This window comes from Mycobacterium sp. E3298, from assembly GCF_001666895.1.
Classification (GTDB): domain Bacteria; phylum Actinomycetota; class Actinomycetes; order Mycobacteriales; family Mycobacteriaceae; genus Mycobacterium.
Genome location: NZ_LZJB01000550.1, coordinates 1 through 19,512, shown reverse-complemented (window position 1 = coordinate 19,512; position 19,512 = coordinate 1). Strand labels below are relative to the sequence as shown.

The 19,512-nt window shown below is 61.4% G+C and carries 20 protein-coding genes, 4 tRNA genes and 1 pseudogene; 13 read left to right on the top strand and 12 right to left on the bottom strand.

All coding sequences use genetic code 11. The annotated features are described in order from the left end of the window. A pseudogene (locus A9X05_RS25310) lies at positions 1 to 250 on the top strand (hypothetical protein); the annotation flags it as partial. Positions 251 to 265: 15 nt separating this feature from the next. On the opposite strand, the gene A9X05_RS25305 reads toward A9X05_RS25310, so the two are convergent. From A9X05_RS25305 to A9X05_RS25295, 3 genes are read right to left on the bottom strand one after another with little or no spacing between them, the layout of a single operon-like run. Next, positions 266 to 469, bottom strand: coding sequence for a zinc transporter Slc39a7 (locus A9X05_RS25305; protein ID WP_067752150.1), 204 nt, complete (start codon positions 467 to 469; stop codon positions 266 to 268). Between the two features lie 19 nt (positions 470 to 488). Beyond that, complete coding sequence (locus A9X05_RS25300) at positions 489 to 896, bottom strand: metalloregulator ArsR/SmtB family transcription factor (protein ID WP_082950072.1); 408 nt, start codon at positions 894 to 896, stop codon at positions 489 to 491. A 43-nt stretch (positions 897 to 939) separates the two neighbouring features. Beyond that, positions 940 to 1,440, bottom strand: a complete 501-nt coding sequence (locus A9X05_RS25295; RefSeq protein ID WP_067784848.1) for a nucleoside deaminase — start codon at positions 1,438 to 1,440, stop codon at positions 940 to 942. An 85-nt stretch (positions 1,441 to 1,525) separates the two neighbouring features. Here A9X05_RS25295 and A9X05_RS25290 point away from each other — a divergent pair, with 85 nt between their 5' ends. After that, positions 1,526 to 2,422 carry a class I SAM-dependent methyltransferase gene (locus A9X05_RS25290; protein WP_067784845.1) on the top strand — a complete coding sequence of 299 codons (897 nt, stop codon included), beginning with the start codon at positions 1,526 to 1,528 and terminating at the stop codon, positions 2,420 to 2,422. A 31-nt stretch (positions 2,423 to 2,453) separates the two neighbouring features. On the opposite strand, the gene A9X05_RS25285 is transcribed toward A9X05_RS25290, so the two are convergent. Next, positions 2,454 to 2,526: transfer RNA gene (locus A9X05_RS25285), tRNA-Lys, on the bottom strand. A 124-nt stretch (positions 2,527 to 2,650) separates the two neighbouring features. On the opposite strand from A9X05_RS25285, the gene A9X05_RS25280 reads away from it, so the two are divergent. The 3 genes from A9X05_RS25280 to A9X05_RS25270 all read left to right on the top strand — a co-directional run bounded on the left by A9X05_RS25280 (position 2,651) and on the right by A9X05_RS25270 (position 2,932). After that, a tRNA-Glu gene (locus A9X05_RS25280) sits at positions 2,651 to 2,723 on the top strand. A 29-nt stretch (positions 2,724 to 2,752) separates the two neighbouring features. Beyond that, a tRNA-Asp gene (locus tag A9X05_RS25275) sits at positions 2,753 to 2,829 on the top strand. Positions 2,830 to 2,855: 26 nt separating this feature from the next. Next, a tRNA-Phe gene (locus A9X05_RS25270) sits at positions 2,856 to 2,932 on the top strand. 32 nt (positions 2,933 to 2,964) lie between these two features. On the opposite strand, the gene xerC is transcribed toward A9X05_RS25270, so the two are convergent. The 5 genes from xerC to A9X05_RS25245 form a co-directional block, all read right to left on the bottom strand. Continuing rightward, positions 2,965 to 4,122, bottom strand: a complete 1,158-nt coding sequence (gene xerC / locus A9X05_RS25265; protein ID WP_067784842.1) for a tyrosine recombinase XerC — start codon at positions 4,120 to 4,122, stop codon at positions 2,965 to 2,967. Next, positions 4,123 to 4,356: an AlpA family transcriptional regulator gene (locus tag A9X05_RS25260; protein WP_067784831.1), complete on the bottom strand. Its 234-nt coding sequence runs from the start codon at positions 4,354 to 4,356 to the stop codon at positions 4,123 to 4,125. 10 nt (positions 4,357 to 4,366) lie between these two features. Next, positions 4,367 to 5,713 (bottom strand): FtsK/SpoIIIE domain-containing protein, encoded by a 1,347-nt coding sequence (locus tag A9X05_RS25255; protein WP_067784828.1) that lies wholly within the window; start codon positions 5,711 to 5,713, stop codon positions 4,367 to 4,369. After that, complete coding sequence (locus A9X05_RS25250) at positions 5,710 to 6,132, bottom strand: plasmid replication, integration and excision activator (protein ID WP_067784825.1); 423 nt, start codon at positions 6,130 to 6,132, stop codon at positions 5,710 to 5,712. Before A9X05_RS25250 ends, A9X05_RS25255 begins: the two co-directional genes overlap by 4 nt. Positions 6,133 to 6,233: 101 nt before the next feature. After that, complete coding sequence (locus A9X05_RS25245; protein ID WP_067784816.1) at positions 6,234 to 7,028, bottom strand: GntR family transcriptional regulator; 795 nt, start codon at positions 7,026 to 7,028, stop codon at positions 6,234 to 6,236. A gap of 77 nt (positions 7,029 to 7,105) precedes the next feature. On the opposite strand from A9X05_RS25245, the gene A9X05_RS25240 reads away from it, so the two are divergent. The 4 genes from A9X05_RS25240 to A9X05_RS30150 all read left to right on the top strand — a co-directional run bounded on the left by A9X05_RS25240 (position 7,106) and on the right by A9X05_RS30150 (position 10,864). After that, entirely contained in the window at positions 7,106 to 7,528 is a 423-nt protein-coding gene (locus A9X05_RS25240) for an NUDIX hydrolase (protein ID WP_067784813.1), read from the top strand. A gap of 418 nt (positions 7,529 to 7,946) precedes the next feature. Next, positions 7,947 to 8,882, top strand: coding sequence for an ABC-three component system protein (locus A9X05_RS25235; protein WP_197499196.1), 936 nt, complete (start codon positions 7,947 to 7,949; stop codon positions 8,880 to 8,882). Between the two features lies 1 nt (position 8,883). Continuing rightward, complete coding sequence (locus A9X05_RS31380; RefSeq protein WP_156736976.1) at positions 8,884 to 9,144, top strand: ABC-three component system middle component 6; 261 nt, start codon at positions 8,884 to 8,886, stop codon at positions 9,142 to 9,144. Next, a complete protein-coding gene (locus A9X05_RS30150; RefSeq protein WP_082971063.1) occupies positions 9,131 to 10,864 on the top strand; it encodes an ABC-three component system protein in 1,734 nt (577 codons plus the stop codon). Before A9X05_RS31380 ends, A9X05_RS30150 begins: the two co-directional genes overlap by 14 nt. Positions 10,865 to 10,996: 132 nt before the next feature. On the opposite strand, the gene A9X05_RS25225 is transcribed toward A9X05_RS30150, so the two are convergent. Further along, entirely contained in the window at positions 10,997 to 12,043 is a 1,047-nt protein-coding gene (locus A9X05_RS25225) for a DUF4062 domain-containing protein (RefSeq protein ID WP_067784808.1), read from the bottom strand. A 65-nt stretch (positions 12,044 to 12,108) separates the two neighbouring features. Then, on the bottom strand, positions 12,109 to 12,762 hold the full coding sequence (locus A9X05_RS25220; protein ID WP_067784805.1) for a CAAX protease: 654 nt from the start codon (positions 12,760 to 12,762) through the stop codon (positions 12,109 to 12,111). A gap of 581 nt (positions 12,763 to 13,343) precedes the next feature. Between A9X05_RS25220 and bioB the strand changes: the two genes are divergently transcribed. The 4 genes from bioB (at position 13,344) to A9X05_RS25200 (ending at position 18,277) form a co-directional block, all read left to right on the top strand. Further along, positions 13,344 to 14,387, top strand: a complete 1,044-nt coding sequence (bioB, locus tag A9X05_RS25215; RefSeq protein ID WP_067784802.1) for a biotin synthase BioB — start codon at positions 13,344 to 13,346, stop codon at positions 14,385 to 14,387. A 25-nt stretch (positions 14,388 to 14,412) separates the two neighbouring features. After that, positions 14,413 to 16,086, top strand: coding sequence for an FAD-dependent monooxygenase (locus tag A9X05_RS25210; RefSeq protein ID WP_197499195.1), 1,674 nt, complete (start codon positions 14,413 to 14,415; stop codon positions 16,084 to 16,086). 36 nt (positions 16,087 to 16,122) lie between these two features. Beyond that, positions 16,123 to 17,592 carry an FAD-dependent monooxygenase gene (locus A9X05_RS25205; RefSeq protein ID WP_067784797.1) on the top strand — a complete coding sequence of 490 codons (1,470 nt, stop codon included), beginning with the start codon at positions 16,123 to 16,125 and terminating at the stop codon, positions 17,590 to 17,592. A 286-nt stretch (positions 17,593 to 17,878) separates the two neighbouring features. Next, positions 17,879 to 18,277: a hypothetical protein gene (locus tag A9X05_RS25200; RefSeq protein ID WP_231978469.1), complete on the top strand. Its 399-nt coding sequence runs from the start codon at positions 17,879 to 17,881 to the stop codon at positions 18,275 to 18,277. Here A9X05_RS25200 and A9X05_RS30145 read toward each other — a convergent pair. Beyond that, positions 18,256 to 19,512: hypothetical protein (locus A9X05_RS30145; RefSeq protein WP_231978468.1), on the bottom strand; the 1,257-nt coding region annotated here is incomplete at its 5' end. The two genes, A9X05_RS25200 and A9X05_RS30145, sit on opposite strands and share 22 nt — an antisense overlap.

The following is a 19,512-nucleotide window of genomic DNA, read 5'->3' as shown; positions in this document are numbered from 1 at the left end:
CGTTCGCGAACGGTTGGGCTTTGAGTGGTCCGACCGCGACGAGTGGCTGCACCGGCGCTTCGGCAACCTGGTGCGCCTGGTCTTCGCGTTCGTGCCGCGCCGGTACCGCAAGCACCCGCGGGCCCGCGCCGGCCTCGACCGTGCTTCCGGGCGCATCCCGGCCGACGCGCCGCTGCCGCAGACGCCGGCACGCAACCTCCCGCCGGTGGCCGAGCGGGGCGACCCGAAGCATTACTGCCCCGTCTCCTGAGCGCCGGCGCCCGCGTTAGGCGTGGGTGTGACCGTGAACGTCCTCGACGCCGGCCTGGTGCACATGCTGATGGCTGTGCTCGGTGCCGTCGGTGTGGCTGTGGTGGTGCTCGTGCTCGACGTGGTCATGCTCGTGCGCGGTGTGCGCGTGCGCGTGGGTCAGGTCGCCATGCCCATGCTCGTGCGCGTGGGGCTGGTCGTGGGTGTGCTGGTCGGTCATCGGTGCCTCCTTGGATCAATCACTTGGTGCCGCCGCGCCGCCGGTTCGACGGTTGCGCTGCTTCGCCGACGGCCTTCAGGCCGCCGTCTCTGCGGTGATGACCGGGCACGCCCGGGCCGGCGTGTTCGGCGTTGAAGACGGCGTCGGTGACGAGCTGCCGGACGTGGTCGTTCTCCAGGCTGTAGAAGATCGTCGTTCCCTCGCGGCGGGTGCGGACCAGCCGTGCCATCCGCAGCTTGGCCAGGTGCTGGGAGACCGACGGCGCCGGCTTGCCCACGTGCTCGGCGAGTTCGTTGACCGACATCTCGCGCTCGGTCAGGGCCCACAGCGCTTGCACCCGGGTGGTGTCGGCCAGCATCCGGAAGACCTCGACCACCAGGCTCGTCTGATCCTCGGGTAAGCGGCCTGCGCCACTATCTGCATGCATACGCAGATAATACCCGGGGTGCCGCCGCTGCCCCGCGCGCCGCTCAGGGTGACGGGACCACCGTGGACCGCCGCTGGCCGCCGTTGCGCTCGTTCCAGAACCGGTAGACGTCCACCGCGCCCGCGTCGGGTTGGTAGCGCATCGGCAGGCGCCGCTGATCCCAGCTCTTGGCGAATTCGTCGTAGAAGGTGGACACCTCGAAGTACTTGCGGTCGTCGAGGTAATAGTCCTCGTACGCCTCGCGCGTGATCAGAAAGACGACTTCCTTCGGTGAGCAGTAGTACAGCGACCCCAGGCACATCGGGCACGGATGCGCCATGACATAGACCGTGCTGTCGACCAAGTGCTCGGTGCCCAGCTTTGTGCACGCTTCACGGATGGCCAGGATCTCGGCGTGGGCCGTCGGGTCGTTCGTCTGCGCCACTTTGTTGGCGCTCTCTGCGAGCACCTCGCCGTCCTGGACGATCACGGTGGCGAACGGGCGGCCGCCCTCCGCGACGTTTCGGCGGGCCAGGTCGATCGTCCGCTGGGCGAAGTCGGTCACAGGTCGCAGGGTAGTCCCGTGGGGCCAAACCGCCCTGCGATACTGACTAGATTGTCTATTTAATTCGGGGGCGAGAGGGAGCACGATGGCGCGCACCGATCGTGATCGTTGGGACCTGGCAACCAGTGTGGGCGCGACGGCGACCATGGTCGCGGCCCAGCGGGCCCTGTCCTCCGACGCGGAGTTGATCGACGACCCTTATGCGGCGCCGCTGGTGCGCGCCGTCGGGATCGACGTCTACGTCCGGATGGTCAACGGCGAAATCCCGGCCGGTGGAGCCGCCGAGTTCAATCCGCAGCGGATGGCGCGCAGCATGGCTTGTCGCACAAGGTTTTACGATGACTTCTTCCTGGAGTCGACTCGGAGCGGCATCGGTCAGGCGGTGATCCTGGCGTCGGGGCTCGATGCGCGCGCCTACCGCCTGCCGTGGCCGGCGGGCACCGTCGTCTACGAGGTCGACATGCCGGAGGTGATCGAGTTCAAGACCTTGACCCTCGAGGAGCTGGGCGCCGAGCCGACCGCCGAGCGGCGCACCGTCGCCGTCGACCTGCGCGACGACTGGGCCACCGCGCTGCGCCAGGCGGGACTCGATCCACAGGCTCCGTCGGCGTGGAGCGCCGAGGGACTGTTGGTGTACCTGCCGGAGTCGGCCCAGGACGCGCTCTTCGACAACATCACCGCCCTGAGCGCACCCGGCAGCCGGCTGGCCTTCGACTTCGTGCCTGACACCGCCGTTTTCACCGACCCGCGCTGGCGCGCCCACCACGACCGGATGAGCGAGCTCGGCTTCGAGGTCGACTTCAACGACCTCGTCTATCACGGCGAGCGCAGCCACATCGTCGACCACCTCAGCCAGCGCGGCTGGCGGACGTCGTCGCGGACGGTAGCGGAACTGCACGCGGCCAACGGCTTCGCCTACGCCGACGACGAGGTCGCCCGGGCCTTCGCGGATGTGACCTACAGCAGCGCGGTGCTCGGGTAAGCGCCGATCTGCCGAGACCATCACGCGCCGGTGCCCCCACCAGGGCTCGAACCTGGGACCTGCGGATTAAAAGTCCGTAGCTCTACCAACTGAGCTATAGGGGCCGCGGAGATTCAGGATACTTGGGCCGCAAACGGGGCTCGTTTGAGGATTGGGCCCGCGGTGACCTAAGCTGACGTGGCTCCTAACGAAACCTCGTTGTGAGTACCCCGGAGTGATTCGGTTCTGGCCCCCATCGTCTAGTGGCCTAGGACGCCGCCCTTTCACGGCGGTAGCACGGGTTCGAATCCCGTTGGGGGTACGCGACGCGGTGACGCGGAGCAGCAGCAAGGCCCTGTGGCGCAGTTGGTTAGCGCGCCGCCCTGTCACGGCGGAGGTCGCGGGTTCGAGTCCCGTCAGGGTCGCCAACTCGGCGAGGCACTTCATGCCTTCCGGCCAGGTAGCTCAGTCGGTACGAGCGTCCGCCTGAAAAGCGGAAGGTCGGCGGTTCGATCCCGCCCCTGGCCACCAGTTCTGATCTGCACGGACACGATGACTGCACTCTATGGATGGTTGGTCTTGTCCGGTTCCTGTCCGGTCGCCTTGTTTTTGGCGACGTCGTTGAGCCGGTCGAGGTTCGTCGCGACGTGGTCAAGTTCGTCGGAGTACAGGTCGCTGTAGATATTCGCGGTGACGGTTGGCGTGGAGTGCCCCATGGTTTTCTGGACGTAGCGAAGGTCAGCGCCGGAAGCCCGGGCTAGGCTGGCGTAGGTGTGGCGTAGGTCGTGAATCGTTAAGGGCGCCAGTTGTGTTGTCTGCAGAGCACGAGACCAGTGCACGTGGCGACGCCAGTTGTTTGATCTGAGGAAGCCACCGTTCGGCGAGGTGACCGCTTGTTCCCCTGGCGCGCGGCTGGCGATTCGTGGCTTGAGTGCGTCGATGACGATTTGGGGGAGTGGGACGGTTCGCACTGCAGCGCGCGTTTTTGGCGGTCCGACGATGATCCGGCCTTCCACTTCTGGCGCGGCCTGGCGGACGTAGAGCCGGCGCGCCACGAGGTCGACATCACCGACGCGCAATCCGACGAGTTCGGACCAGCGCAGGCCGGTGAACGCCAGGATCGTGACGACGTCGCCTTGGTCGCCGCACGCTGCCGCCAGAGTGGCGACTTCGGTCGCTGTGAGGTACCGGTGCCGATCTCGGGCGGGTATCCGCCCCGCCGAAACGCCCTGCGCGGGGTTGCTGTGGATTCGACCGTCCTCCCGCGCCATTTCGAGGATTGACCGGAGTAGTCGGAGCGTGGCCAATTTCGCCCAAGGGCCGACAGTGAGGGTATCAACGAATTTCTGCACGTCCTTGCGGCCGATTTCGTCGAGTGGGACATGGCCGAAACGGGGGCTGATGCGGAGTTCCCAATGCTGCGTGTAGCCGCTCCACGTCTTGGGTGACACCGCTGGGCGTTTCGACGCGCTGTATTGGGTCCAGATCACGGCGAGGCTGATGCGGCCGAGCCGAGGGTCGAAGCGCCTGCCACCGATTGCCGCTTCACCGTCACGCTCGGCCTTGAACGCGCGAGCCTCCCGCATGCTGGCGAACGTCGATGACGTTTCAACCCATCCAGATGGCGAGTCTGAGTCCCTCACCAGGTAGCGCACTTGATAGCGCGCCTGGCCAGCTGCGTTCATCCGCTTTCGGATACCGCGCGGTACCGATCCGGCCACTTAGCGGCGCACCTGCTTCAGCCAAGCGCGGACTTCCGCTGCGTCCCAGCGTCTTACGCGATCAGATAGCGTGTAGCAGGGCGGTCCGACTTCCGCGCCGTGTTCGCGCATCGCGCCCCATCGGCTCACGGTCGCCGCCGAGACGCCGAGCAGCTCGGCCACCTGCTCTGCTGTCAGCAGCTCCGGAAAGGTCGCTATCGATGTGGCGGTGGCGTTGACGCCGACAGTTGTCATGCTGATGTCCTCAGTTCTCTGCGGGACCCGCGGGACTTGAGCTTGCAGGCCCGTATTCTTGTGCAACAGAACGGATTAACGAATCGGGCCAGAAGTCGGCGCGTACTCGCATCGTTGACCCGTCTTCAGCGATGACGTATCCGGTCCCAGGCTCATTTGGGTTGATCCGGTGCGCGGGCGCGGCGTCGGCGAGGCCGTCACCCAGGACCATGGCGACCTCGTCGCGCGAGCGCAGCCGCAGTGCGACAGTCTGAGTGAACAACCCGCGCATGGGCAGAATCTCCTTGCGAGGGTCCTGCATGAATGCGACGACCACGATGCCTACAGACCTACCCTTTGTCAGGATGCGTGAGAGCGAGCCCGCAACTTGCTTCCTCAGGGCGGCGTCCGTCATGTATGCGGTCAAGCCCGCGAATTCATCGATGAGCAGCACAACGAGCGGTTCGGCGGTGCTCGGTGTGTGCGAACGCGCTCGGCCGGCCATCCGGCGACCGCGGCTGTCCAGTAGCTCCTCCAACTTGGTCAGCAGTCTCGCGGCCTGGTCTTCGGTTGTCGCAATACCGCTGAATAGTGCGGAGCCGACTGACACTTCGATCCCGTACTTGAGATCCACCGCGAACAGTCGCACGGTTCCCGCCTTGATGGCAGGAGCTAATCCGCCCGCAATGCCCCAAAAAATGGAACCCTTTCCCGCCCCGGAGCACCCAACAGTGAGCGTGTGGAGGCCGGCGATGCGGAGCGCCCATGCCGACCCGTTCTCGCGGCGACCGATCTCGACGGTGGTCGCCTCGGGACTGGTTGGCCGTCTAGCCGTCTCAACGGCCGATAATTGTTGTCGCATAACGAATTCCATGCGAACCGTGCCGGGCGAAACTACCGTTGAGCGGGCGGCGTGTGCCCCGACAGCGTCGCGGATTGCGGGGACCGCGTTTTCCAGGTCGTCAACCGTCTGGCCCGTACGTGTGCGGACGGTGATGCGCAGACAGTGATCCGACATGCTCACCCCGAGAAGGCGAGGGTGGGTCCAGACTGTCTTCGTCCTGGTTTTGCCCTGCGAGTCCGTACTTGCGATGCGCTCGGAAGTCGACAAGCCGCAGGCCTTGGCAACCCGTGGCCAAGAGGTCAGCGCCCAAAGCAGCCATCGGGTCCGCCGCGCTGGGGTTGCAACATAGCGCCCAAATGTGGCAGGCGAACGCAGTCTCCAAACGACGAGCGAAAGGGCAACCACGCCAATCACGGTGATGAGCCACATCGCGCTGACCGCCAGTAGATGGGTGAGGTCAAAGAAGTCAATGCCGCCGTCGGGATCTGGAATCGAATACGGATCGCTAGGTACTACGGGGTCGTACGTACTCACGCTGGCACCCGGTCTCCCGCTGAGGGCCCCGCCTTGCCGGTGTCCGCACTCATCCCCGCGGCCCGAAACGACCACGCGATGCGGCCGGATTCGCTCGAGCGGTCTACGTACGGCAATACGCACAGTTCCTCGAAAACAACTGGTGTGAAGGGCATTCCGGCGGCGTTCGGCGGGCACACGGGCTGCTTAGGCGTTGCGAACTTCACGGTGAGAGTCCGCGCTCGCTTACTAGCTGCCGGGTCGCCATCGAGGACCTCGACCTGCCACAGCGGAGCGCCTGAATCTCGATCAGTCGCCTGAACCTTGTTGTCTTTCGTCGACCGCTCGTAATCGATCACCGCCGTCACGTCGGACACCACGAACGCTCGGTGCGGGAAAACCTGCTGGTGGGACACCTTGAGCCATTTCGGAACGGACATTGTTGGCCTTTCATCATGAGAACTGCTCTAGACAAGTCGAGGTTACATAGTCGTCTAGAGGTGTGCAACGGACAGGCGCGATTGGTCGAAGAATTTTGCGTTCAGCGGGCGGGGAACTCGTATTCGAGCAGGTAGGCGGAGGCGACCTTCACGGTGTCGCAGACCTCAACCGCCACATCGTTCGCGTCATACGCGGTTCGCAGCACAGTGAGTACGGGAATGCCAGGTTCAAGTTCCAGCTGCCGCCGTTCCTCGGGGGTGGGCATCCGAGCTGCGACTTCCTCGGTGAACCGGCTGAGGACATGACCGTTCTCTTCCAAGCGGGCGTAGATACCGCCTGGGCCCGTATCGACTTGCTCGATCTTCGTGCCTTTAGCGAAAGCTGCTGGGATGAAGGAGACGGCCGTCTCAACTGGCCGGCCATTCGCTAGGTACCGCCTGGATCGCACGACAACGTCATCATTGGGCGACACTCTAAGTCGTTCAGCTACAAAGGAATTCGGCTTCTGTCGATTCACGACGATATTGTCGACTTGCGGCGAGTAACCGGATTTTTCAGCTTCCACGGTGAACGCCGCCTTGCCTTCCGCGCGGTGCTTTCGCGCGAATCGATCTGACGCAAGTCTGTGAATCGGCGGTGTCGAGCGGACGAACACCCCGCGGCCGTGTTGCGAGATGACCAGGCCCTCGGAACGAAGCTCATGCATGGCTTGTCTTACAGTCATGCGGGCCACTCCGAAGTGCTCGATCAATTCCGCCTCGGACGGCAGTCGTTCACCAGGGGGTAGCTGGTTGTGAATAATCGCTTCTCGCAACATGCCCGCGATCTGCCGATATGGCGGTTTGTCGTCCGCCCGGTCGATCTGTCCAAGTTGCAGCACCCTCTGGCCTTCCATTACATGTCTAGACGACTAGTCTAGGAAGCCAGTCAAGCTCGTGTCACATCGCTGGCATCGAACAATGGAGACTACCGATGGGAAACACACCAAAGCACTCGGTAAGTGTCGCCGGCATCGTCGTCCGGGATGATGGTCGGGTTCTTGTGATCCGCCGAGACGACAACGGTCACTGGGAAGCCCCCGGTGGCGTACTCGAACTGCACGAATCCTTCGAGGACGGCGTCCGGCGCGAAGTGCTCGAAGAAACCGGTCTAGAGGTCACTGTGGAGCGTCTGACCGGCGTTTATAAGAACCTCACTCACGGCATTGTCGCTCTCGTCTATCGCTGCCGTCCGGCCGACGGGATGACGCACCCGACAGCCGAATCGCGCGAAGTTCGCTGGATGACAAGGGAAGAAGTTCAGTCGGCGATGAACCCTGCCTTCGCCGTGCGCGTGCTGGACGCATTCGACCTAGAGCCACATTCGCGTGCGCACGATGGAGTCAATCTCTCGTGACATTGGCTCGGGGCTTCATCACGGTTCCATCCCAAGCGGTGCGCCCCGTCGCACAAAGCCACACGCCTTCAGTACCGTCGCCCGCGCTGGTGCTGCGGTGGTCTGTGTGCTGACGAGCTGGTGAGACCCGATTCAGGAGGGCTCGGCTTGAGCCGATTCTTGGCGAGTAGCAGGGTGCGGGACTGTTAACCGCCTGTGGCCACGGGGCGATGGTTCGATCCCCCACGGCGGCGAACTGTCTCGCATCGGATCGAGTAGGCTCGACCGATTCAAGGTGACCCCAAGAAGTCAGTGCGTGGTGGAAACATGAAGGCATGGCGGTGCGGCAGGACGCTCCTATCTGTGGCGGAGCGGTAAGGTTGACCACGTTGTCAGTAACTGGGCAGATAGACCAGCTGGTGGCGCGACGGGCCTGAAGATGCTTGCAGATCCAGCATGGCGCGATTGGTATCGCGCGCAGCACGACCGCAGGTGCGCTCTCCTGACGGGTTCCGCCTATGAGGATCACATCACGGACATCCTGGCGCGGTTTCATCCGGACTTCATAAACCCGACCCCGGCGGGCAGGCTGGGAGATGCCGGATCCGACGGTCTGGCTGAAAGTGGCACGATTCTGTACGCGTGCTATGGCTCGCGCGCTCAGCAGGATGCCGAACGGAAGCTCGCTGCCAAGATCCAGGGGGATTTCGCTCGAGGTCTGGCGAGTTGGGACACCTTCGTATCCTGGCGCTTCGTGACCAACGCATCACCAGGTCCGGTGGCCGCGAAGGCTCTTACTGAGATTCAGCAAGCCCACGGACCGTCTACTCTCCGTCCGATCGAAGCGATGATTTGGGGATGTGATCGAGTTTGGACGGAAGTTGTATCAAACCTTGCGCCATCCCACTTAAATGAGATATTCCCGGGTGTGCCGCGCGCTGAAAATATTGATCTTGCCGATCTAATTCCACTTTTGGACGAGCTTGGTCAAGATAGCGATTATAGAGAAGCGAACGAGTCGATCAACACGGTTTCTGTAGAAAAAATGAATTTCAACCGGCTGGCGCCGGCGTCGCAGATTGAGTTCAACGAGGGCCGTCTCATGTCGCCTCGGATCGATAAGTGGTTTGCTGAGCAGTCGAACCCTGATCTCCGCGATCATCAGGCCAGGAACTTTCGGACAATCTACGAAAACCATAAATTGGCGACGACAGATGCAACCGAAATCCTTGAACGTATCTACACGTCGATCGGCGGATCCGATTTCCGTCATGACAGCAAACGCGCCAACTCTGTTTACGCCATCAGCGCGTACTTCTTTGATTCGTGCGATATCTTCGACGAGCCGCCCCCTGGTTGGATGGAGGGCTCCTGACATGCTGCTGCCAACCAAGGGAATCGCGGCCGACCGCTGCTTAATAACCCTAGGTGCTGAAATCCTGGAAACGGTCGAGCGACCGATGGGCTTATCTGCAGTATGGGAATCATTAAGGAACTCACGCGCAACAGACGGGCAAGCCGAGCCGGCAACGGTTACCTTCGATTGGTTTTCGCTGGCCATCACCGCTCTGTATGCGATGAATGCTTTGGAAATTGACGATAACGGGACTCTGCGTAGGCATCATGTTTTTACATGAGGTTCGTGCGAATGATCCACGGTTCAAAACGATCGAGTTTCACGACGGACTTAACCTGATTGTCGCAGATAGGACTACCGAATCTACCCAAGGTGATAGCCGAAACGGAACGGGAAAATCGAGTTTCATTCGAATATTGCGTTATTTATTGGGGGGGAATCTTCCGGACGAGTTAAGGGCCGAAGAGCTCAATGACCACGTCTTCACCGGAGTATTTAGCTTTGATCGTCGTGATAACCAAATCAGGGTCGACGTCGAAGTCAGCCGACCAGTATCACCGACAACCAAGGTCGCAATAGACGGACCGTCGGAGATCCAAGGTGATGTCCAGGTCGAAGAGTGGAGGGGATGGCAGTCGACCGCACTGTTCGGTTTACCGGAAGAAGCGCAGCGTCCAACAATCGGACAGCTGTGGGGCCAGCTCGCCAGAACCACATTCGGCAATCCAGTCAAGAGTTACCTGACGGATACTGATTGGGAGACGGGCACGCGTCTCGGGTTTTTTATGGGTCTTGATCCTATTGTTCTTGCGCAAGCGGGCGAGGTAAGCCAGCTTGAGAAGCAACGCAGGGCAATTCGCAACGCCATCCGAGAAGGCGCACTGCAACATATCGAGTTAAACGAAGCCGATCTTCGATCCAAGTTGGCGGCAGCACGCCGCTACCGGGATCGCATTCGGAGCGATCTAGACAATTTCAAGGTTGACCAGCAGTATGCGGAACACCAGCGGGCCGCCGACGGCATTACAGCGCGCATTCAGAGGCTAAATGACGAGGGGCTGCTGCTCGAAAGACGGATGACAGAGCTCGAAGCAGCGCTGGAGGGCGAGACAGGCGAGGCGGAGGACGAGGGGTTGGCAGAACGAGTAGCCAGACTGTACGCAGAAGTGGGAGTCATACTTCCCGAATCGGTGCCAAGGCGCTTCGAGGAGGTCGCGGAGTTCCACAGGTCGGTAGTCAGAAATCGACGTACGCATCTTCTGCAAGAAAGACAGTCGGCGGCCGAAAGACTAGAGGCAATCACCGTGGAACGGTCGGAAATGGACGACCGACGCGCCTCGATAATGCGGCTTCTGAAGGAGACCGTTGCGCTCGATACGTTTTTGGACGCACAGCAGTCGTTGGTCGAGCTGGAAGCGGAAGTTGCCGACCTTGATCGTAGATTGTCATCTGCCGTGTCGATCAACAATATCGACACGAGGGTTCGAATGCGTACCGCCGAAGCAGCGGCGGCGGTGCGCAGCGAAATTGAGGAAAACTCGGAAGCACTCGAAAAACCTATCTCCCTGTTTAATGAACTAGGATCGGAAGTGTACTCGGATCGCGAGGCAAAGCTGCTCATTTCGTCGACGAACAAGGGGGTCCTTCACATAGAACCCGAGATAGCAGGAGATGCTAGCGATGGTATTAGAGGAGTCGAGACGTTCCTGCTAGACATGGTCTGCGTGGTAACGGCTGTGGATGCTGGTCGAGCCCAACCAATACTGGTTCACGATAGCCACCTATTCGATGCTGTGGACCACCGACAAATTGCTTCATGCCTTAAAATCGGCGCACGCCTTGCTTCCGAAAAAGGATTCCAATATATTGTCAGCCTCAACTCCGACGTTTTAGCTTCAGTCGAGGAAGAAGGCGGATTTGATTCATCCGAACACACTGTCAAAGTGTCGTTGACCGACAGCACTAGTGATGGCGGATTGTTTGGTTTCAGATTTAATTAACCGCTGGAGCGTAAACCCTACTTGCTGACTACTGGCATATGATTGGTTAAGCGAACCGCAGTCGGCCTCTCATGAGGCAGGGAGCCGATGAGCTACACCGAAGTTTCGTCTGTCGATCGCTCAAGAAATTGATTATTCGGTATCCTCGAACTCGCGCCTGATCGCCCGTAGAAACGCTAGGTGCCGGTCGCCTTTCTCGGTCAGTGCCAGGTACTTATGCGTATCCGATGCCGTACGCTTTCGTTGCCCCTTATCGATCAGCCCGAGGGCGCGGAACTGTACCTGAACTTGGTCCCAGTCATCATTGAAAATTTTGATATCCCGTGACTTCCATCCCTGCACTTCCTTAACCTCTTGTTTCGGAATAGTTGAAGCGACAAGATGATCTCTTAACCGATCCCGCACGACTCTGTCCGTCGCTTCGTCAATCATGACCGGGCCGATGTCGCTGAAAATTGCGTCCCAGGTGGTGGTAGCGTGCAACTCCGCACGCTTCTTATCTTGGTAATTGTCTCCGTATCCGGTAACCAGCAACGGAATGGTCACTTCGTCGCTGCCCTGCGCCAGGTCAGACGTATTTTCTATCAGCGCTTTCTGTGCGCTCTCACGTTCCTTCTCGGACTCCGCCAAACGTTCTCGGAGGTCGAGGATTTCACGCTCGGTTTCAACCGTCATAGCCTTATCGCCACGAACCCACCCGGTACGCGGACTTTTCTTTATCTCGCGGTTGAGACTAGTGATGACCTGCCCGCCAAGCTGATCTGGGCTTGTGAAGTGCTTGACCATTCGTGTCTCGACCTTCGCACGGAACTCCGCCAACTTTCTGCGCGCCTTCTGCGTTGACTCCGTCTTGCCCGATTCGATCTTGTCGGGCTCACCATGGACGAAACCCAGAATCGGGGTGCCGGTCTCGACGGCATAGTCGTATTCCATCTCGGTGTAGCTAATCCCCTCAGCGCTTACGGAGCCGTAGCGACCTCCGACAACAACGACGTAGTAGTCGCTCTGGTCAATGACCTGCTTTATGAGCGTCCACTGATCGTCGTTCGCGGCGGGGAACAACTCCATGCCAGCAGGGAAGTGTTCGAGGCTCAAGATTGCTTGAATCACAGCCGCGCGTTCTTCGGTGAGGTCCTTGTAGGTGGAGCTTACGAACACCTGATACCGCTTCTCGTCCACGCGCCAAATCGTCGCATCACGTGCCGTGCTTTTCCAGGGTCAACGTGCCTTGCTGCTTCAGTCGGCTACGGCCGGTTACGAATGATCGTTTCGACGGTGCTCGTCGCATCGATGTGTTGGGCAAGCTCCGGCGATATGTATCTGGCGTGCCCGCGGATTCGGCGGATTATCTCGCGCCCCGAACGAGCAGTTGCCGGCTCATGATGAGCAACCCGATTGCGGGCCTTCAATAGGTCGCTCAAACCGTTGTGCAGTTGCACGCGGTGGGTTCCGCTCGGGTAAGCGTGTGCCAAGTGCGGCAGCCAAACGAGAGGTTCGTGCCGACGTGACGTTAGGAAGACCCAGAAACCAAACATTAGCTCGGCAATCACCTTGCCCGGCGACGCCGCATTTCCGCCAGCATTGTCACGCGCAGTGGCGATGTCGCGATGCGTTCGTGCGTTGCCGGCCACACTTCGGGGGAATAGATGATCGGCCGAAGTGCTGTCGAGCCAATGGGTGTCGCCGACTGCGACCGCCCCCATTAGAGCGGTGTCGTACATATTTCGCAGTCCGACCTCTAGATGGGCAAAATCGTGCAGCAGGGCGGCGTTCAGGCTGGCGCTCCATTCGTACAACGCCAAGGCGCGCGACCTGTCGTGGCCCGCCAACCGCAAGTAGGTTGCGAACCGTTCGGAACTCAGCCAGCTCTCGACCCAAGGCCCGTACGGCACCGTCATCCAGGCAGTCAACCACGGCGTTGCTGGTGGACACGGCGGTGGTGTAGACTCCTCTACACAAAGGCCAGAGTTGCATCCCAGGTGGATGTTCTGGTTGAGGTTTCAGAAGAGCCCGGTATTCGACCCTAGCGGCCGACCCGGGTTCTTTGCTATTTGATCGAGCGGCGTTCGCCTTCTTTGCGTCCATACGGTGGCCAGCAGTCCGCTTATCTGTAAGACACGAACGCAAAATCGGTGTAAGCACGTGCTTGCGACCATGTGGTCGGCATTCATTTACACGTGTCGCTGATCCTCTCGTATGTCATGACTCAATGTGCAGACGAGGTAACCACCGGTCGCGCCACACCCTTAGTGTTACCTTACGATACTCTTACTTTTCTTAAGTTTGGTGTACGGTCGCTTCTCATGGGCTTGACAGGCCCGGCAGCAGGCCTTTGCGTTCGGGGTTGGTCACCCAGCTCGTTTTGGGTTGGACATCCCGCACGACCGCCGGCCTACCGCGTTGATCGACGACCAACTAGGAGAGGCCTGTGCACGACCCAGCCGTGACGAATACGGGGTTTGAGCAGCGATTGTCAGCGATGACGGCCACAGCGTTGCAGCGACGATGTGCGGATCGTGACGACTTGCTGGCCGTGTTGGCCAGCAGTGACGATGACCTGCTGGAGGTGATCGCCGCGGCCGCGCGGGTGCGGCGCAAGTTTTTCGGCAGGCGGGTCAAGCTCAACTACCTGGTGAACATGAAATCCGGGATGTGCCCGGAGGATTGCGGTTATTGCTCGCAGCGGCTCGGATCGAGTGCTGAGATCCTCAAGTACTCCTGGATCAACACCGAGGAGATCGCCCGCCATGCGGAATGCGCGATTGATGCCGGCGCCAAACGTATCTGCCTGGTTGCCGCCGGCCGTGGGCCGGCGGATCGTGATATCGAGCGCGTCACCGACGCGATCGCTGTGATCAAGAACTCTGCCCCAGCAGTGGAGGTGTGCGTCTGCCTAGGGCTACTAAAACACGGGCAAGCCGAGCGGCTGCATGAGGCCGGCGCCGACGCGTATAACCACAACCTGAACACCAGCGCTAAGAACTACGCGCGTATCTGCTCAACCCATACCTTCAACGACCGGGCCGCCACCGTGGGTGACGCCAAAACCGCCGGGATGTCGCCCTGCTCGGGGGCCATCTTCGGGATGGGCGAATCCGACGACGACATCGTCGATGTCGCACTGGCTTTGCGTGAACTCCAGCCCGATTCGGTGCCGGTGAACTTCCTCATCCCGTTCGAGGGCACTCCCCTGGGTGGGCATTGGGAATTGACCCCGCAACGCTGCCTGCGCATCCTGGCGATGTTCCGATTCGCTTTCCCCGACGTCGAGGTCCGCATCGCCGGCGGACGCGAAATACACTTGCGCACACTGCAACCGCTGGCACTACACCTAGCCAATTCGATGTTCCTCGGTGACTACCTCACCAGCCAAGGACAGCCCGGCGAAGCTGATCGCGCGATGATCAGCGACGCCGGGTTCGTAATCGAGGGCGTCGAGGAACCCACCCTGCCAGTCGACCACCACGACCTCGTCGTCACCCGCCGCCGCGGCGTAGGCACCACCACCCCCGCCAACACCTAGACCGCTGATACATTCGGACAACGAGGTGAACTCAACCGTGTCGCACAAACCGGTGATCATCGTCGGAGGCGGCCCAGTCGGGTTGTCTGCTGCCCTGGAGCTCGCCCGCTTCCATGTTCCCAGTGTTGTGATAGAGCGGCACGATTCGACGTCGTGGCATCCGAAGGCCCGCAATCTAAACGCGCGGACGATGGAGATCGCCCGAGGGTGGGGAAGTGCGGTGTATCAACGGCTGCGCGGCATCGATACTCCGCCGGGCTGGAAGAGCCCGATGAGGTATCTGGACACGATTGTCGGCCAGGAGGTGGGTCAGATCGAGACGCGCGGTTTCGAAGGTCCCGGGCCGACTATTAGCCCTGCGCTGCCGATCATGTCGTCGCAGGATCTGACCGAAGCCATTCTGCGTGACGCCGCGGATGCCACGGGAATCGTCGATCTTCGCTTCGGTCACCAGGTCACCGACGTGCTGTCCGGGTCAACCGACCACGACTCCGAAGCTGCCGTAGCGGTCCGAGTCAACGCGACGGGCGACACCTACACGCTCGCCGGGGAAGCGCTGGTTGCCGCCGATGGTGTCGACAGCACGGTACGCACGCAACTTGGTGTCGCCTTGAACGGCGAACAAGGCCTCCATCATTTCGTCAACTGCTACTTCCGTAGCGATATCGAACACCATGTCGGCGAACGCCGGGGCGTGGTGTTTTTTGTCGCCAACCCCGATGCCGCCGGCCTGCTGCAACCGCTGGACGCGCATGGCCGCTGGCTGTGCCAGATCGGCGTGTCGCCTGACCAGTGGGTGCGCGAGCTCTGGGACGCCGAGCGAGTAAGGCAGTGGGTCCGCGGTGCGGTCGGCGTGCCGGAACTCGAGGTCGAGGTGAAAGGTGTTGGGCTCTGGCAGATGAACGCCTCGGTCGCCGATCGTTGGGTCCAGGGTCGCGTGGTGTTGTGTGGCGATGCCGCCCACCAGTTTCCGCCCACCGGAGGCCTTGGAGTCAATACGGGGCTGCAAAACATGCACAACGCCATGTGGAAGTTGGCCTTATGCATCCGTGGTCTGGCCGGGTGGTCGTTGCTCAAAACCTATGAGGATGAGCGTCGCCCACCCGCAATCACCACGATCACACAGTGTTTGGAGAATCACCGCAATCTCGCGCGGCTTGCCGCGGCTTACTACTATCCGGCGAGCAGTGACCTCAGTGCCGAGGAAGCCGAGCGGGAGAGCCGACACTTCGGCAATCATTTCGGCGTCGAGTTCGGCACCGTGTATCGCTCGGCCGCCGTCGTCGACGACGGCACAACACCTCCCGACGTCGACGACGACTACAGCGACTACGCGCCCTGCGCGACACCGGGCTGCCGCGCGCCACATATATGGCTGGGCAATGAAAGTGACCCGATATCGACACTCGACCTATTCGGCGCCGGCTTCACCGTGCTTACCGGCCCGGACGGCGAGATTTGGCGAAAGGCCGCTGCTGATGCGGCGCGACAGCTCGGGGTGCCCATCGTCAGCTATGCGATCGGCGATCCGGGCTTGGCCGATCACAACGACACATTCTTCGATCACTACCAGATCGGCCACGACGGGGCGGTCCTCGTGCGTCCCGACGGGTATGTCGCCTGGCGCAGCGCAACCAGGCCGTCCGACGGTGCCCCGCTTATCCAAGCCGTCGAACAGATCATGGATCGCCGCCCGTAACGGGACTTTCCGGACAAGCGAACACGAAGGTGGCATGTGGCAGACCATGCGGTAGTTGTTGCCGGTGCGGGCCCGACCGGGCTGATGCTGGCCGGTGAGTTAGCGCTGGCAGGAATCGACGTTGCGATCATCGAGCGCCGCAGCAGCAGCGATGAGCTGATCGGCTCGCGCGCGGGTGGGATGACGTCGCGCACGATTGAGGTTCTCGATCAACGCGGGATTGCTGACCGATTCCTGTCGCAAGGATGGACGGGCCAGATCGGGCACTACTCCGGGATTTTCATCGACATCAGCGTCCTGCCCACCCGGCACAACTATGGGTTGGGACTGCCGCAGTACCGCATCGAACGCACCCTCGCCGACTGGGTGAGCGAGCTGGGAGTGCCGATCTATCGCGGCCGCGAGGTGAAAGGTTCCACCCAAGACGACGCTGGCGTCGACGTCAAGCTCTCCGACGGCCCGCCGCTTCGCGCGGCATATCTTGTCGGGTGCGACGGAGGGCGCAGCGTCATCCGCAAGGCCGCCGGCATCGAATTCCCGGGGTGGGATCCATCGATGAGTTGCCTGATCGCTGATGTCGAGCTGGACGAGCAGCCACCGTGGGGCATGCATCGCGACAGCGGGTTTCATTCCTTCTTCAAACTGGAGGATGGCGGGCCGGTTCGGGTCATGGTCGCCGAACCGCATCTCAAGAATGCTGGCGAGCCCAGTCTGGACGACATACGCGAGGCGCTCATCGCCGTGCGCGGAACCGACTACGGAATACGCAGTGCCATCTGGGTTTCCCGGTTCACCGATGTTACGCGGCAGGCGGCGTCCTACCGAGATAGGCGCGTACTGCTGGCCGGTGACGCCGCGCACGTGCACTTCCCGGTTGGCGGGCAAGGCCTTAACACCGGCATCCAGGACGCGGTGAATCTGGGCTGGAAGCTGGCTCAGGTGGTCAACACGACATCGCCGGAAAGCCTGCTGGATACCTACCACGGCGAGCGGCACCCGGTCGCCGCTGGTGTGCTACGCAACACCATGGCCCAAACCGCGCTCCTCGGTACCGGCGAACGTCTCGACGCGTTGCGCGACACCATCTCTGAGCTACTGAACATGGAAGAGCCACGCACGCGAATCGCCGCGATGATGACTGGCCTCGACATTCAGTACGACCTCGGCGCAGGACACCCGCTACTCGGGCGCCGGATGCTCGATCTCGACCTAATCACCCCCACTGGTCCACTGCGAGTATTCACGCTTCTCCACGACGCCCGCGCGGTGCTGTTAAACCTTGGCAAGCCTTGGGATTTCGACATCTCTCCATGGGCACATCGGGTGAAAGCCGTCGACGCTGAGTACGCCGGGCCGTGGGAATTCCCTGTTCTGGGCCAAGTAACAGCCCCCGAAGCCCTATTGGTTCGACCCGATGGATACATCGCCTGGGTGGGAGATGGCACCGATACAGGCCTGCGCGAGGCTCTTACTACGCGGCTCGGGCTCGGGGAAAATGAGAGTTAACCGATGGCCGGCGGTATATCTGCTTCGCCGGTCACCGAGTCATAGCGAAGCAGCATAAGGGCGAAACCGGCACGCCGGTCACGCCGACATCGTCGCCGAGCAGATTCAAGCGGCCACAACGCCGACAAACCAAGAACCTCAACGTGGGTGACACCGTTACAGATAACAGTGTCACCGACGCCGAAACGAGAAGTCGAAGCGGCGTCGGTAACAGTCATATACACTCGCCGGTTCGTTACAGATAATGACGGCCACTCTGGCAATCGGTCACGCCTACACTTAGACGATGGTTCGAGAACTCTGGCCTACCCCGCCCGGTCAGCCCACTGACCCCGGTGTCCCTGATTTCGCACGTTGGGGCGACTCGGCGCCGTTCGTCGCGCAATCAGAATATCTGCATGCGCAGATGTGCACGTTGTCGCTTGACATCGATGCCTTCGGAGCCGATGTGGGCGATCCCGCAGTGGTCAATTGGATTGTCAATCGGCTGGCTGGTACGGGGTTGACGATCGCCGACATCGTCCGTTCTTTGTCTACGAGGCTGAACTGGGCGATTATCGATCCCGCTCACACTGTTGAAGTGATGGAGGCGTTCGACAGGGCTCGTCATGCCTTCACCGAAGCCTGCGGCGCGGCTCAAGCCGCCACCGAGGCGTTGCGCAATCACACGCAATTTCCGGAGTGAGGTGCCGCAGGCGTGTTAACCGCCGTGCCAAGTAACGCTGTCGCGAGCCGAGATGCGAACGCTGGCCCGTCATTCACTAGCGCGTATCCGCCCGCGAGGCCGCCTTGGTTGCAGAAGGCGCGTCGACGTCGCACCCTCCGATGAGTCACGACGCCGGTGTTCTGACCAACACGTGGGACCAGCCGAGTGGCCGTGCGCGGCAAGACTGCGGTGGGGAAGCTGCTGGCAGGGTTGCTGTAGATCGCCTGGCTACGTGACCACCGCCGCACGATTCGGCGCGCCGCCAGGTACGCGTCCTGGGCGATCTCGACGACCGCAATGGCCTTTTTGAGTCCGTAGACGCCCCAGAACCTACCGGGACCACGTCCGGGCTGCTGCCACAACTCAGGCACGACATGTTGGTATTCCTTGTCGCCATCAAGATTTGGAGATGAGTGCTTGGTGAAATAGATGGCCAGGCGCTTGGGATCGCACGCACGTAATCCGTTGAGGATGTCGATCCCCGTCCCGGCCAACAAGTGGCGCGCGCGTTGTTCCGGATCTGGATGGCCGACAATGTCTGCCCATTCCTGTGACAGCCAGTCTCGGAACGTGCGACCTGATCGGCCTACAGTGTGCGGCGGAGCCATCCATAAGTGAATGTGCGGCGCCCCGCGGCGCTGGAATTCCAGCTTCCAAATGTACCGGGCGGACTCACCCCACTCACGCTGAAATCGTTTGCGCCACAGCATCATATGTCGTTTCACGCTGGCCCCGTTAGGCGCAACGGATTGCCATTCGCCGGGATAGGTCAAGGTCACCATCGCTGGCACACCGCCGCTCTCTACCAGTGGCGTGTAGTCGACTTCAGCGAAGCTGCGGCACATCGCGGCACGAGATTTGCGAGACCATTCGGTGATCGCACGTCCAGGCGGATTAGGCGTATCGCGGCCGGACTTAATGCGATCGGCCTCAGTCGCAACGTCGAGTCGCTGGTGATTAATCGCGCGTTCCGATGCTTTCGCCGCCCGAACGGGACTGGTCCAACCGAGGCGAACCACGCCAGGGCCCACAATGATCCGAAATCGACCGGACTCCGGTTCCACGCCCAGGCGGTCTCGCCCGTGCGCCCATGGTTCGGCCGGCTCAAAGAGTGCCGCCGCCGAGGCCACCAAGTCGGGGCTCGGGAACCGCAGCCCCAGGGCATCCGCAGCCGACAGCTCCGCATCAACACCGCCCTCGACGGCGTCGCGGAC